Below are 13,755 nucleotides of genomic sequence, written 5' to 3'. Positions count from 1 at the left end.
ATCTCATTGATGGTCTGGAGGAAATCGAGATGGCGCCATCCCAGTCCAACGTCTAAACGCGCGCGTGAAATGAGCGGGATCGCTGTAACCTACCCTATAGGCGATCTCGGTCATGCTGTGACCTCCTTCGCGGATGAGCCGGATAGCCTCGCTTCGCCGCGTCTCGTCAAGCAGCTCCTCGAACTCGACGCCGCAGTATTTCAGGCGCCTCTGCAGGGTGCGGGCGGACATCCGAACTCTTGCTGCCACGGCCTTCAAGCTAAGTTCACGCTCGAGGGAGAGTCTGTCGCTGAGCAGCCGCGCCACCTCTACCGTCGAGATCAGGGCCGCCGTCGCCTTTGAGGGGCCGGTTTCCCGCGTTTTGAGAGGCAGATCGAGCAACTCCCGATCAATTTCGATCATGTCGTGCTCGCACCCCAATTCGATATTGGGACCCCAGCACTCTTCGAGTGCCTCGGCCCCTCGTGTTTTTGTCGCGGTCAGTCGAACCCTTATTCCGGACGCTTCGCCCGCCAAAAGCGGCACTTTTCGCAGAACCGCGAGACTGCCGAAGATGAACTGCCTGGGATCGAATTCGCAACGGTCCGTGAAGCGAAAGACGATTCGCGCGGTTTTGCCCTCCACCAGGAAGCGTACATCCGAACCGCGGTGGATCGAGGACACATTGTCGGACGCGAGCGCGCAAGCGTGGGCCACATCCCTCGCTGCCAGAACGGATTGTCCCCACCCGCCGAACTCACGCAGGTCGGTCGACGAGCCGATATGCGCGCCAGCGAACGGGTCCCCCGCGACAGCCGCCAGCTCATTGCCCAAGCGAAAGCACTGCGCGCGCGCAAGCCAGCCATCGGCATTCTGGAACACGTTTGGCGAAATGCCGAGGCGTTTGCAGAACTCAATCGCCGAGACATCGTGCTTCGCCAGATACGGCGCGATGGCCAAGAACGTCCTGATCCTGATCGAAGGTGCAGTATTCAACACTCACAACGCTAAATTGGCGTGAAAAGGCAAGACGTAAGAAGCGTTGCTATAGCAGTATATTATTGATTTGGAATGCTTTCGGTCGGAAGGCGTTTTGGAAGCGAGACCCGAAACGGCCGTTGGTGGACGTGCCAAGTCGGAGGAGCGATGTCTGAGGATAGCGGATGAGAAAATTGAAACTGAAATGGCCTGATGCAACCTGGCGCCCGTATACGTTGATCATAGCGGCGGCCGCCTGTGCGGCGGCGTGGTCCGCTTCGGCCCAGGACGCGATAGAACCCGAAGCTGCCAAGATTCTCGCTGCGATGAGCGACAATCTCAAATCGATGCCGTCTCTTAGCGTCACCTATGACGCAGACCAGGAAATCGTCGACCTTGAGGGACAGAAGATCCAGTACAGCGCATCGGGTACTATTGCGCTCGATCGCACCAAGGGTTTTCTGTTGACGCGCCAAGGGCCATTCGCCGATGCGGAGGTGGTGTTCGACGGCAGCACGATCTCGCTCCACAGCAAAGGCATGAACGTCTACGCGCAGCTGCAAAGTTCGGGACCAAGTGTTGAAGAGGCAGCAGATGAACTTCGCGCCGCTACTGGACTCGATGCACCGGGAGCCGACCTGCTCGCAAGCGACCCCTATACCGTCCTTACCGACGGGGTTACCAAGGGTACTCACGTGGGGTCGGCATTCCTTGGCGGGGTCGAGTGCGATCACCTCGCCTTCAGAACAGATATTGTCGACTGGCAGATCTGGGTCAGCAAGGGCAACAAACCGTTGCCGCTCAAATATGTCATCACGACCAAATGGGTAACCGGAGCGCCGGAATACTCGCTCCGGCTCAGCGACTGGAAGGCAGGCGCCATCGGCGGCGCTCAGTTTAAATTCACGCCGCCAGCGAACGCTAGGAAACTCGAACAGATACATGCAGACGTCACCGGCGACATATCGCTGGAGGTCGGAGAATGAAGATGCGCAAGATGTACGGAAAGATCCTTTGCGCCACAGTCGTCGGCCTCGCCCTGCTCGTCGGCGACCATCTTGTACCGATGCCGTTCGGCTCGTTCGTATCGGAGGCCCAGGCGGTCGTTGGGCACCCCGCGACCCCGGGCAGCGTTGCCGGTGTTGCGCGTCGCACCACCCGCCGCGTAATCCGCCGCTCCACTGTCTACGTCGCCGCGCTGCCCACCGGCTGTGTCAGGACCAGTGTCAACGGCGTTGTGATTTGGCGCTGCGGCGGGGTCTATTACCAGCCCTATGGTGGGCGCTACGTCGTGGTCTACATCGACTGATGCCAGAGCTTGTTTGCACCAGTTCGATTTAAATCTTCACCCTTTTTCCCACTTCGTGCGTCGCCCCCGATGTTCCGAGCAACAGTAGCGCCGACTGGGCACGGCCAGTTGCCTGCAAAGGGTGGAATATCCTTCTGCGCCTGCAGGCCGCTCGAGCCGTGGTTCGATAAGTCCTGGAAGCCAGGTGAAGTCGGGCTGGCCGAGTGAATACAGAATATTTTCGATGGACTGATCGCAACAAAGGTGTTTTCCGGTTGGTTCCGCCTGCCAAGCTGATCCGACTGATTCTGTCGGATCAGCATCAGTTCGGGGTTATTTACCGCCGTATTTGAGAACGGTCAGCGCGGTGGCTGCGACGGGGTTACATGTTCATCATTCGCTTCCTGTTACTGAGCCTGCTCATCTGCCTGTCGGTTGTTTCCCTGTCGTACGCGCAGGCGCCGGCAACGAGCACAGCAGAACCGCCAAAGGTGGCCGAGCTGCTGCGTCTTCTCGAAGACGCGGACGTGAAGACATGGCTGGCGCAAAGGCAAGCAGCAGTTCCCGAAAAAGGGGCCGCCGAGGTAGCGCGGGTCATCGACGACTTAGAGGCCCGCTCGCGTACCCGCCTCAACGTCCTTTTGTCTGCCGTGCCACGTGTAGGCAGCGAACTCTACCGCGCAGCCTCGTCGGTCCGGCAAGAGGCGCACGATAGTGGATTTGCCCCCGGGATCCTGATGATTGGCATCATCGCGGGCATTGGCTTTTGCACGGAATGGTTCCTTCGTCGTTCAGTGCCAGCCGTGACCTTGCCCAATCAACTCTTGTCGCAGATGCAGACGGAGTTTGCGCCACTCTTGATTTTCACGGCGACGGTTGCCTTCGTCTTTCTCATCTTTCCTTGGCCGCCGCTCATGCGTGTGGTCGTGCTTTATTCGCTCGTCGCGACAGTCGCCTACCGAAGCGTGTTGGCGCTCTGCCGGCTGGCGATGACCGTTTCCGTGCCGATGGCCAAGGCATATCCCCGTGTCCGGCTGTTCGTCGCGGTGCTAGCAGCGGCGATGGCATTCTCGGCCATATGCGAGCGGCTCGCCGTTGCCGAGGACGTCTGTTCCTTGATCGCCATTGGATTTTCGGGCCTGCTTCTTCTGATCGCGATCGAAGCTATCGGCCGCAACCGCTCCAGCGATGATGCACAGCTTTTGGGCCAACGCGTGCCTCGGACAACCGGCATTGCCGGCGCCGTAACGCTCTGGCTGCTCTGGTGCGGTGGTTTCCTGGCGCTATTTTGGCTCGGCATTATGTTTGTCGTTGTGCCCCGTGTCCTGTCAATCGCTGACAAGTTGACCCACGCGTTTGCGGCTTCACGCTGGAATGACGGTGATGCGGCAGATCCGAAGACAGTGCTGCTTGTACGAGGCGCGCGAGCGATCATCATCATCATCGCAGTGGATTGGATCGCATTCGTTTGGCGTCACAATTTCCAGCCCATTACCGGTCAGCTGGCGCTCGCCAAGACAATCATAACCGGCGCCTTCAACAGCGTCGTCATCTTGCTGGTCATCGACCTCGTTTGGCAGTTGGGTAATGCTTACATTGCCCGTCAGCTCGGCCGCGTTGGCGATCGAGGAGCACTCACACCGAATGAGATCGCCCGCCAAGGCCGGCTTCGCACCTTGTTGCCTGTATTCCGCAACGCGTTGGCCGCGGGGCTTCTTAGTGTGGCCGCGCTTACGGTTCTCTCGCAGATGGGGGTTCAGATAGGCCCGCTCATCGCCGGTGCGGGCGTGGTCGGCGTGGCCATCGGGTTCGGTTCACAGACGCTCGTCAAGGACGTCGTCAGCGGTATTTTTTATCTTTTGGACGATGCATTCCGCGTCGGGGAGTATATTGAGGCGGGAAGTTACACAGGCACAGTCGAGTCCTTCAGTTTGCGATCGGTCCGGTTGCGGCACCATCGCGGACCGATATTCACGGTGCCCTTCGGTTCGCTTGGCGCCATCAAGAACTTGAGCCGTGACTGGTCGGTTGATAAGTTCCGCATTCGTGTCCCCTTCAAAACCGATCTTGACAAGGTCCGCAAGCTCATCAAGGCAATCGGCGGGGAATTGCAGGCAGATCCGGAGCTCGGCTCGTCATTCATCGAGCCACTCAAGCTCAAGGGCGTCGAGCAAATTGGCGAGTACGGCATCGAACTCGGCGTTGGCTTCACCTGTAAGCCTGGCGATCAAACCGCGATCCGCCGCAAGGCATATACGATGCTCATGCAGGTGTTTGGCGACAACGGGATCGATTTCGCTCAGCCTGTCGTCCAGGTGAGCGGAGATGACAAAGGTTCAGCTGCTGCGGCTCACGCCACGCGGCAACTTCAAGGCACCACTGCTCCACCGGGACCGAATGGGCCAGCTTCTTAAGAGCGTTTCCGGTTTAAACGGAGCGCCGGGAAACGCTCTATCTCTTTGTTTTTGCGCATTTACCGACGGAAAACCATTTCGCACTTTTTCTGGAAATGCTCTAAGAGGAATTATGGACACACCGCCGATCGTCAACGACCTTGCCTCTGTCATACAAACATCCCTTGCGCCGGTGTTTTTGTTGGCCGGTACCGCAGGCTTTGTCAGTATCTACACCACTCGCCTCGGGAGAGTATCGGACCGGCTGAACGAGGTCGCGGAAAGGGGGAAGCAGGGCAAATTGTTACGCATGCAGCTCGCGTATCTGCGGCGAAGGGCACTTGCTCTGGAAGTTGCGGTCGTGCTTGGGGTAATGGCCGGCATTTGCACGGGCGGCGCAATCGTAAATCTACTTGCTGGTGCACTTGCCATCGGACTGCGCCAAGAAAATCTCTTCTGGTTTTTTGGTGGTGCCATAGTCTCGCTCATCGGATCGCTTGTCGCATTCTTGTTTGAATTGCTGATCGCCGGACGGAACTTGTTGCGGCAAATACGAATGGACCAATTTCCCATGGAGCAAGACTGACCAGGTACTTCTGATCTTGGTCGCCGTTCGCGCTGCTGAACGGCAAACCGCCGTAACTTCAACGCGAGATATTCGAGCGAAACTCCCGCGGTCCGTTGCCGGTTGCCTTTCGGAAGGCCCGGGCGAAATTGGCTGGGGATGAATACCCTAACTCCGCCGAAACGCGCGTGATCGAGCCGTTCGTGTGCCACAGCAGTTCAATGGCTCGCTGAACCCTTGCCGCGCCCGCCAGCCCGCGAAAATCGGTGCCGGCCCTGTTCAGCTCCCGTTGCAGGGTCCGGACGCTGGTGTCCAACGATTGCGCGGCACCATCGATCGACACGCTGCCGGTGAGAACTTGGACCCGGACCTGCTCCATGATGACTTCGAGCAGATCCCGTGGAGCGCCGCCTCGCCGGTCACGCGCTACATCCTCGATGGTGACCATTGGCCAGGAAGCGGGCCTCGGAGCAGCGGAAAGATGATGGCGATCCGTGACGATGCTTGTCGCGGGTGCGTTGAAAAGAACCGGACACTGGAAGACGTCTTCAATAAGGCCTGCCTGGCGCGGTCTGTCGGTATCAAGCTCGACGCGCAGCGGTCGCCAGTCAGGGGGCAGATAAGCCTTGAAGAGGCTGAGCAGGACACCCGCGGCGGCACAGACAATGCTGGCATATCCTGAGTGGCCGGCCAAAGCGAACACATAGCTGTACCGAACCTCATCGCCAACCACTGCGACTGACATCCTATCAACCGTACTATGATAACGAAGGCCAGCAATGCTGCGCTCGATGGCCTGCCCCAGGGTGTCGGCGCCAAACACATAGTGTCCGAAGCTGCCATAGTTGGCGACGTTCATCATCGGCGTGATCAGGATTCCGAAGTTGGCCTCACCGGCAACGCGTGCGGCCGCTTCGACGAAGCCGATTACCGCCGCGTGCGGGATGAAGCAGTTCTCTCCCTCGGTCAGTTCGAAATCGAAGCCGATGGCGCGATTGGCCTGCAGCAGCGCCTTTTGCCCCATTTCACGCCGTATGAAGGCCGGCATGCCAGACAGGATGCGATTGGAAATGACCGGGATTTCAGCCATGTATGCAACACTCCAGAAATAAGACAACCGTGGCGCAAAATGAGTGGTTTCGTATTGCGAATACTGTTTAGTGCCGTAAAACATGTGGGTCGCACAAGTAGTGACCCACATGTCTTGCGACCTTTAGGAGGGGTGCGACTATGACAACCAGACGGAACCTACTGCTGGCAGCCTCTGTCGCGGCGACGACAGTGCCGTTCATGCCGCGACTGGCGCAGGCAACCGACGAAGTCGCCGACTTCCTGTTCGTTCAAACCGCAAGTGCTATGAAATTCGACAAGGCGTCGAGCAAGCTGACGCTCGAAGGTGTTGGCGGCGCCACGTTGTTTTTCTCTGACCGCCCCGAGCGCATTGCCGGGAACATGGAGACGGCCGCTTTCGTGCCGTTCTGGAGCAAGGGCAAGGACAGCTTCCTTTCCGATCCGCCGAATGCCGACCTGTCGATCCTCGAAGGGGACAAGCTCAAGCAGGTCGTCGTCGTCCTAGAGAATCCGGAGCTGAACGACGATAACTTGACCTACACAGTCAAGGTTGTTGGCGGCGAAATGCCGGAGAAGGGCTCCGAGGTCTCTGTGTTCATCGACATCATCGGCATGCCGTTGACGCCGCTCTCCTATGCGGGCGTGGCCAGGCGCGGCTACCGGCGGGCCTTTCTATATTAGCACCTGCCGGTTGCGGCTCGGTATTATCCTGACTGCAGCCGCATCAGGTCTTGCGAATACCTCACCAACAGCCAATGCAACCGGACGATTCCGTCCAGGGTTCCGGAGCTGCCCCACAGCTCGCGCCGTTTCGATAACTCATCGAATAATACAAGGAGTACGGCAAATGCTGACGAAGAGAGATCTACTTCGATCCACCGCGGCGATCGCCGCTAGCGCCGTGATCGCGAGGCCAAGCCTGCTGATGGCGCAAAGCCACCCGGGCATTATCGAGGCAAAAGACATCGCCGAGGAAGGCTTCATCTACGGCCTGCCGCTGGTGATGATTTATGCGGTTATGCAAGAGTTCGCCGTTGACAAAAACTCGGGGCAATTCAAGGCGCCGTTCAACGAAATCAACAACATGCACCATGTCGCCAGCCCGGCTGACACGGCAGTCATTACGCCGAACAGCGACACGCCTTACTCGTTCATCTGGCTGGATTTGCGCGCTGAGCCGATGGTCATCTCGGTGCCGGTGATCGAAAAGGACCGCTACTACTCGGTCCAATTGATCGATTGCAACACCTACAACTACGGCTACATCGGCACGCGCGCCACGGGGACCGAGCCGGGCGATTATCTGGTCGTTGGCCCAGACTGGAAGGGTGAAACGCCCTCCGGGATCAAGAAGGTTTTCCAATCGACGACGCCGTTCACGCTCGCGCTTATCCGCACGCAGCTCTTCAACCCCGACGACATGCCGAACGTCGAGAAGATTCAGGCCGGCTACAAGGCCCAGCCGCTATCTGGTTTTCTTAAAACTCCGGCCCCGCCAGCCGCGGCCACGATCGAGTTCCTTCCTGCCACCACCGCCGGGATCAAGGACAACTTCTTCCAATATCTCGACGCAGCCCTGCAGTTCGTCCCTGAGACGGCAAGGGACAAGGAGATTCGCGCGAAACTTGCGAGGATTGGCATCGGTCCCGGCAAGACCTTCGACTTCAAGGAATTATCGCTCGAACATAAAGCCGAAATCCTGGTGGCCATGAAGCAGGGAAATGACAAAGTCGACAAATGGCTGGCCAGCGGAAATAAGGACATCAACGGCTGGAACGTTGGCTCGTTCTTTGGCGACGAGGCCTTTTACAATGGCGATTGGGTGATGCGGGCAGGCGCCGCCAAGGGCGGTCTCTTGGGCAATGATGCCGTCGAAGCCATGTACCCCTATACCCGAACGGACGCGGCCGGTGCGCCGCTCGACGGCAGCAAGCACAACTACACGCTGACCTTCCCGGCCGGCCAGTTGCCACCAGTAAATGCGTTCTGGTCCGTTACCATGTACGACGGCAAGAGCCAGCTCCTGGTCAAGAATCCGATCAATCGCTACCTGATCAACTCTCCGATGTTGCCGGAGATGAAAAAGGACGCGGACGGCTCGCTGACGCTGTACCTCCAAAAGGACAGCCCCGGTGCGGACAAGGAATCCAATTGGCTTCCGGCGCCGGATGACAAAATCTACCTCGTGATGCGCCTGTACTGGCCGAAGACAGAAGCGCCTTCGATCTTGCCGGCGGGCGAAGGGACGTGGCAGCCGCCCGGCATCACTGTGGCCGAATAGTTCTCCCCCATTGTGCTGATGCTCGGCTGGCGCCTCTGCTTCTTGTGGTCCTCTGACCGAGGACAGTAGGCGGCAGCCGGCATTTGCATAGGCGGTGCGTTCTCGCTGGGCGTTTGCCATTGGGCTGCGCCAAGTATCTCTTCTACAGCGCCGCGTGTCTTATTAGACGCCCGCGCGTCGGGTCGAACGAGACCGACCTTCACGAAAACAGCAACGGGTTAAACAGCGATCTCCGTCTGGGTCTGAATCGCGGACGCAAATCGAGTTGGCCGCATCGGCGGCCGCTATTAGGGGCTAGCATGAAATTATACCTACTTCGCGCTCTGGCGGCGATCGGAACATGTCTCGTTAGTAATGGAGCAATGGCTGCGGACATCTATTCGCCGATGACGCCAGAGGCTCGGCAGACGACCACGGAGAGTGGCTGGACCTTTACTTTTGCGCCTTATTTCTGGGCAGCTGGTTTGTCGGGGGAACTCGGGCAATTCGGCTTGCCTGCCGTGGACGTCGACGCCAGTTTCAGCGACATCTTCGATCACCTCGATTTCGGCGCCATGGCGATGGGCGAGGCCCGTAATGGACCTTACAGCATCTTCGGCGATGTCATGTATACCAAGATTTCGGGGCAGGCCGGTACGCCAAGAGGCATCCTTGCCACAGACGCCGAGCTCAAATCCGAGACCTTCGCCGGAATGCTTGGTGCGGGGTATTCGGTTTTTGAGGACAACAGCGCGCGGCTCGAAATCGTCGGCGGTCTGCGCGTCTGGTCCGTCGAAAGCGAGCTTTCGTTCAGCGGTGGCATTCTCGATGGGCGTTCCAGAAGCGATGGTGCAACGTGGGTGGACGGTTTAGCCGGCCTTCGCGGCACCTATTCGCTCACTCCCGAAATCTATCTGACAGGGTGGGGGTTCATTGGGGCAGGTGGTGCCGATCTCGACTGGGACGTCGCTGCGACGATTGGCTACCGGTTTAGCGACACGATTTCGGCAGTGGCCGGTTACCGCGCTTTGGGCGTCGACTACAGCGATGATGGGTTCGTGTTCGACACCGTTCAGCAGGGCCCCATCCTCGGCCTGGTCGTACGGTTTTAGGATGCTGATGTGCCGTTCGCCACGTTCAGCGGACGTTTATAGACAACGAGCGGACCGATCGTGGTCCGCTCACTGTGCCGTAATGCGAGCTGCACCACTGCCGTCTTGAGGTAAAGCAGCACAGAAAACCTTCGAATCCAGGGGCCGAGGTCACAATATGAAGCCGCACTACAGAATTATTTGTTTGACTGTCTCTTTCATGGCTACCGTCGGGTCAGCTGTTGCTCAAGAGTCCGGCGCTGAGCTCGCCAAGAAGCTCAGCAATCCGATTGCTTCGCTCATCAGCGTGCCCTTTCAGTTCAACTATGATCGCGGTTACGGCCCTGAGAATGGCAATCGCGAAGTCCTCAATATCCAACCAGTCATCCCAATCTCGCTGAACGAAGACTGGAACATCATCTCGCGCACAATCTTGCCGGTGATCTCGCAAAATGACATAGCCGGGCAATCCGGCCACCAGTTCGGTCTCGGCGATATCACTCAGAGCCTTTTCGTTTCCCCCAAGCAACCCGGCCCGGGCGGGATCATCTGGGGCGCTGGGCCGGTCTTCCTGATCCCAACGGCGACCGATGAGCTACTTGGGAGTGGAAAATGGGGAGCTGGTCCTACGGCTGTCGCCTTGAAACAGGAAGGACCTTGGACATACGGGATACTGGCCAACCACATCTGGTCTTTCGCCGGCCAGAGTGACCGGGAGGATGTCAGTTCGACGTATCTGCAGCCTTTTGTTTCCTATACTACGCCCGATGCATGGACTTATTCGCTGAATACTGAAAGCACGTACGATTGGATCCAGGACGAGTGGTCGGTTCCGGTCAATTTTCAGGTGTCAAAGTTGGTGAAATTCGGTGAGCAGCCCGTGAGCTTCACAGCGGGTGCGCGGTACTGGGCACAGGCACCTGAAAACGGGCCGCAAGGATGGGGTTTCAGAGCGGCAGTAACGTTCCTGTTCCCGAAGTGACGATTAGGGCCCGTTTTGGCGATGAATCTATCCGCCGGGAAGCCGGTGGTCTCGGCATGTTCTGGCATATACTGTTTGGTTGCAGGCGCTGAGTGGAACTTGTCGCTGGAACTCGGACAACCAACTTTCGCAATCTCGGTTTGAAAATGCGCTCCGGCTTTCGATCCGGTGGGCAAAGGTTGTTGCGGCGAGTCAGGCGAAGCGATCGCTCAATGCAATCGCCCATCGACAAGATTGAGGCGCCGGTCCATGCGCGCGGCCATGTCTAGATCGTGCGTCACGGCGACCACCGTCTTGCCCTGCTTGCGAACCAGCGTTTCCAGGATGGTGAAGACTTGTTCAGAGCTCTTGCTATCGAGGCTGCCGGTCGGCTCGTCGGCGAGGATCAGTGGTGGATCGTTGGCGAGTGCCCTTGCCACCGCCACGCGCTGACGCTGGCCGCCCGAAAGCTGATCGGGACGCTTGTCGAGATGATCGGAAAGGCCCAGTGCGTCGAGCAAATCGCTTGCTCTTTGGCGCATCTCAGCTCGGGCGAGACGGCCAAGCTTGCGCATCGGGATCTCGACGTTCTCGCGCGCAGTGAACTCCGGCAACAGGAAGTGAAACTGGAAGACGAAGCCGATATTCTCCAGGCGCGTGGCGGCCCGCTCCTGTTCATCCATGAGATCGGTGTCCCGGCCGCGGATCATCAGCGTGCCGGTGGTCGGCCGATCGAGCAAGCCAAGCAGATAGAGAAGCGACGACTTGCCAGAGCCGGACGGGCCGGTGACTGCGACGAATTCCCGTTCGGCGATCGTCGCTGTCACCTCCTTGACCAGTGTGACCGGCACCGTTTCCTGGAGGATGCGCGTGAGATCCTTGGCTTCGATGAGTGAACTCATGTCGCGCCCCTGATGATGTCGACCGGATTTGCGCGGGACGCGCGCCTTGCGGGCAGGTAGCCGGCAACGGCGGCCGAGCCGAGTGCGAAGGCCGCGGCGATGAGATAGTGAAGCATGCTCCAGGCGATCGGCAGCCGGGTCATTTCTTGCCCGGTTGCGGATATCTCGAAGCGCACCAGGGAAAGCGCATAAACCATCGCAAAGCCGAGCGCCCAGCCGAGCAGCGTGCCGGCCGTGGCGATGGCCACACCTTCGAGCACGAAGAGAATGCGCATGTCGGACTCGGTGAAACCCAACGACTTCATGATGGCGATGTCTCGCGCCTTCTCGTGTGTGATCGTAGAGATGATGTTGAAGATGCCGAAACCTGCAACCAACATGATCGCGGCGACGACGGTGTACATGATGACATTGCGAACGACGAGCGCTTCCAGGATCGACTCGTTTGCCTCCTGCCAGGCAATCGCCTTGTAGCCAAGCTCCGCTTCGACGCGGCGCGCCACCGCAGGCGCGGCGTTCGGGTCGTCGAGTTTGATATTGATCTGGTTGATCGCATTCGGCCGCGCGGAGAGGATTTGTGCGTTCTTCTGCAGCACGTAGGCTTCTCCTTCGTCACGCGCGGTGGTTCCCGTATGGAACAGCCCGACGATTTTGAAGCGGCGGCTAAGCCCTTCCGACGAGACCGCGGTAATCGTATCGCCGAGGCCAGCGCCGAGCCGTGAGGCCATGGTGTCGCCGATGACCACGTTGTTGCCGCCGGCGGCGAGGGTCGCGAAGCTTCCCGCCTTGAAATCCTCGATGATCGGAGAGACGCGGGGCTCAGCTTGCGGGTCGATACCGAGGACTGCAGCGCCGACCTCCTGGCCGGAATAGCGAATGACCCCTTGTGCATTCAGCGTCGCTGCAATGCGCCCCGGGATCCAGGCGTTGAGCCAGGCGAGGGCTGCGGTTGGGTTGATGATGCCGCGGCGGTCCTCTCGCGGCCTGAGCCCGAAAATGGCGGCGGCATCGAACTGGTCCTCTGCCGGTTGCCGCCGGGCCGTGCGCTGCTCGTCGGTCACCTGCACATGCGGCATGGTGTCGACGAGCTGACGGACGAAATCATCCTGGCCGCCCTGCATCAGGGCCGCCATGGCAATGGAAAAGCCGACGCCAACGGCAACTCCCAGCATCGCGACGACCGTCTGCCGTCCCCGGCCGGAAATGTGGGTCAGCGCGATGTCGAGGATGAGGCGCATGGCGAACTCATTTCTCCGGCTCGGCCGCGGCCTTGACGCGAGCACCGTCGGCAAGGTCGGTCGGGAACGGCGAGACGATACGGGCGTCGTCTTCGAGACCCGATAGGATCTCGACGCCTTCGGCGCCACGTATGCCCGTCTTCAGGGCTTGTATCTTGATACGCCCGCCGTCGAGAACGGCGACCTTTGTCCCTTCCAGAGCTACGGTTGGAATGATCAAGGCGCCATGCGATACCCGCACGATGACGTTGACGTCCGTCGACATGCCGATGCGCAGCGGCGTGTCGTCGGGCAGGCGGAAGCGGACACGATAGGTCTTTGTCACCGGGTCGCCTTTTGGCGTGATGCTGTCGACGGTCGCCTCGAGCTTGCGATCGGGAAAAGCATCCGATCTCAATAGCGCCCGCTGCCCGACGTCGACGCGCGAAATGTCCTCTTCGTTGACGTCGGCCGTGATGATCAGCGGTTTCGGTTCCCCGACCCAAAAGAGCACCGTGCCGAGTCCGGCGACTTCGCCGATCTCGCCATCCTGCCGCAGCACCTGGCCGTTGCTCGGTGCTCGCAATACGTAGGTCGCAAGCCGCGCCTGACGACCCGCCACCAAAGCTTCGAGCTGGCCCAGTTCGCTGCGCGCTTGGTCGACCTCCTGTTCGCTGATCGTGCGCTTTTCGGCCAGCGTCAGCTTACGCCGATATTCTTCCTGCGCCAGCGTCAGGCGCGCCTGGAGTTCGCTGAGCGCTGCGCGCGCCTCCGTGTCGTCGAGGCGGGCGAGCACCTGTCCCTTGGCGACGCGTTCGCCTTCACAGTCGCATTGTTCGACGATCCGCTCGGCCACGGTCGGCGTGACCTTCGCCCAGGTGCGCGGCTCCACGACACCGTCCGCGTAAACGATTTCTGCCGCATCGCCACGCTTGGGGGCAACAACGGATACGGGAACTGCACGAAACAAATACCAGGTGGCCACCGCGCCGATGCCGGCTATGGTGGCAGCAGCGATTGCATAACGAGCTAGCTGCACGAAACGCTCCT

General features: G+C 59.5%; 13 protein-coding genes. 8 read left to right on the top strand and 5 right to left on the bottom strand.

What is annotated here, in order from left to right; genetic code table 11:
* Positions 1-3 precede the first annotated feature (3 nt).
* Complete coding sequence (locus ASD02_RS23715) at positions 4-939, bottom strand: AraC family transcriptional regulator (RefSeq protein ID WP_207207531.1); 936 nt, start codon at positions 937-939, stop codon at positions 4-6.
* 203 nt (positions 940-1,142) lie between these two features.
* On the opposite strand from ASD02_RS23715, the gene ASD02_RS23710 reads away from it, so the two are divergent.
* The 4 genes from ASD02_RS23710 (at position 1,143) to ASD02_RS23695 (ending at position 5,224) form a co-directional block, all read left to right on the top strand.
* Positions 1,143-1,943, top strand: a complete 801-nt coding sequence (locus ASD02_RS23710; RefSeq protein ID WP_082555607.1) for a DUF2092 domain-containing protein — start codon at positions 1,143-1,145, stop codon at positions 1,941-1,943.
* Positions 1,940-2,266: a hypothetical protein gene (locus ASD02_RS23705; RefSeq protein ID WP_057206957.1), complete on the top strand. Its 327-nt coding sequence runs from the start codon at positions 1,940-1,942 to the stop codon at positions 2,264-2,266. The genes ASD02_RS23710 and ASD02_RS23705 overlap by 4 nt, the downstream gene beginning before the upstream one ends.
* A 365-nt stretch (positions 2,267-2,631) precedes the next feature.
* The gene (locus ASD02_RS40625) at positions 2,632-4,659 is read left to right on the top strand and encodes a mechanosensitive ion channel domain-containing protein (protein WP_057221167.1); all 2,028 of its coding nucleotides are present in this window, start codon (positions 2,632-2,634) and stop codon (positions 4,657-4,659) included.
* Positions 4,660-4,771: 112 nt separating this feature from the next.
* Complete coding sequence (locus ASD02_RS23695; RefSeq protein WP_057221166.1) at positions 4,772-5,224, top strand: DUF2721 domain-containing protein; 453 nt, start codon at positions 4,772-4,774, stop codon at positions 5,222-5,224.
* Positions 5,225-5,282: 58 nt separating this feature from the next.
* Here ASD02_RS23695 and ASD02_RS23690 read toward each other — a convergent pair whose 3' ends face one another.
* Entirely contained in the window at positions 5,283-6,293 is a 1,011-nt protein-coding gene (locus ASD02_RS23690) for an AraC family transcriptional regulator (protein WP_057221165.1), read from the bottom strand.
* Between the two features lie 140 nt (positions 6,294-6,433).
* Here ASD02_RS23690 and ASD02_RS23685 point away from each other — a divergent pair, with 140 nt between their 5' ends.
* The 4 genes from ASD02_RS23685 (at position 6,434) to ASD02_RS23670 (ending at position 10,607) form a co-directional block, all read left to right on the top strand.
* Complete coding sequence (locus tag ASD02_RS23685) at positions 6,434-6,955, top strand: hypothetical protein (RefSeq protein ID WP_063978360.1); 522 nt, start codon at positions 6,434-6,436, stop codon at positions 6,953-6,955.
* 166 nt (positions 6,956-7,121) lie between these two features.
* The gene (locus tag ASD02_RS23680) at positions 7,122-8,555 is read left to right on the top strand and encodes a DUF1254 domain-containing protein (RefSeq protein ID WP_057221164.1); all 1,434 of its coding nucleotides are present in this window, start codon (positions 7,122-7,124) and stop codon (positions 8,553-8,555) included.
* A 299-nt stretch (positions 8,556-8,854) separates the two neighbouring features.
* Positions 8,855-9,646, top strand: coding sequence for a hypothetical protein (locus ASD02_RS23675; protein ID WP_057221163.1), 792 nt, complete (start codon positions 8,855-8,857; stop codon positions 9,644-9,646).
* Positions 9,647-9,845: 199 nt separating this feature from the next.
* On the top strand, positions 9,846-10,607 hold the full coding sequence (locus tag ASD02_RS23670) for a transporter (protein ID WP_128090368.1): 762 nt from the start codon (positions 9,846-9,848) through the stop codon (positions 10,605-10,607).
* Positions 10,608-10,816: 209 nt separating this feature from the next.
* On the opposite strand, the gene ASD02_RS23665 is transcribed toward ASD02_RS23670, so the two are convergent.
* Genes ASD02_RS23665 through ASD02_RS23655 form a run of 3 tightly spaced genes read right to left on the bottom strand, consistent with a single transcriptional unit; the run spans position 10,817 to position 13,744 of the window.
* On the bottom strand, positions 10,817-11,488 hold the full coding sequence (locus tag ASD02_RS23665) for an ABC transporter ATP-binding protein (RefSeq protein ID WP_057221161.1): 672 nt from the start codon (positions 11,486-11,488) through the stop codon (positions 10,817-10,819).
* On the bottom strand, positions 11,485-12,726 hold the full coding sequence (locus ASD02_RS23660; RefSeq protein WP_057221160.1) for an ABC transporter permease: 1,242 nt from the start codon (positions 12,724-12,726) through the stop codon (positions 11,485-11,487). Before ASD02_RS23660 ends, ASD02_RS23665 begins: the two co-directional genes overlap by 4 nt.
* A 7-nt stretch (positions 12,727-12,733) precedes the next feature.
* A complete protein-coding gene (locus ASD02_RS23655) occupies positions 12,734-13,744 on the bottom strand; it encodes an efflux RND transporter periplasmic adaptor subunit (protein ID WP_057221267.1) in 1,011 nt (336 codons plus the stop codon).
* Positions 13,745-13,755: the final 11 nt, after the last annotated feature.

It is taken from the genome of Ensifer sp. Root1252, from assembly GCF_001425885.1.
GTDB lineage: Bacteria > Pseudomonadota > Alphaproteobacteria > Rhizobiales > Rhizobiaceae > Ensifer > Ensifer canadensis.
Note: the sequence above shows the minus strand (reverse complement) of the source record. Positions and strands in the feature narration are given on the sequence as shown.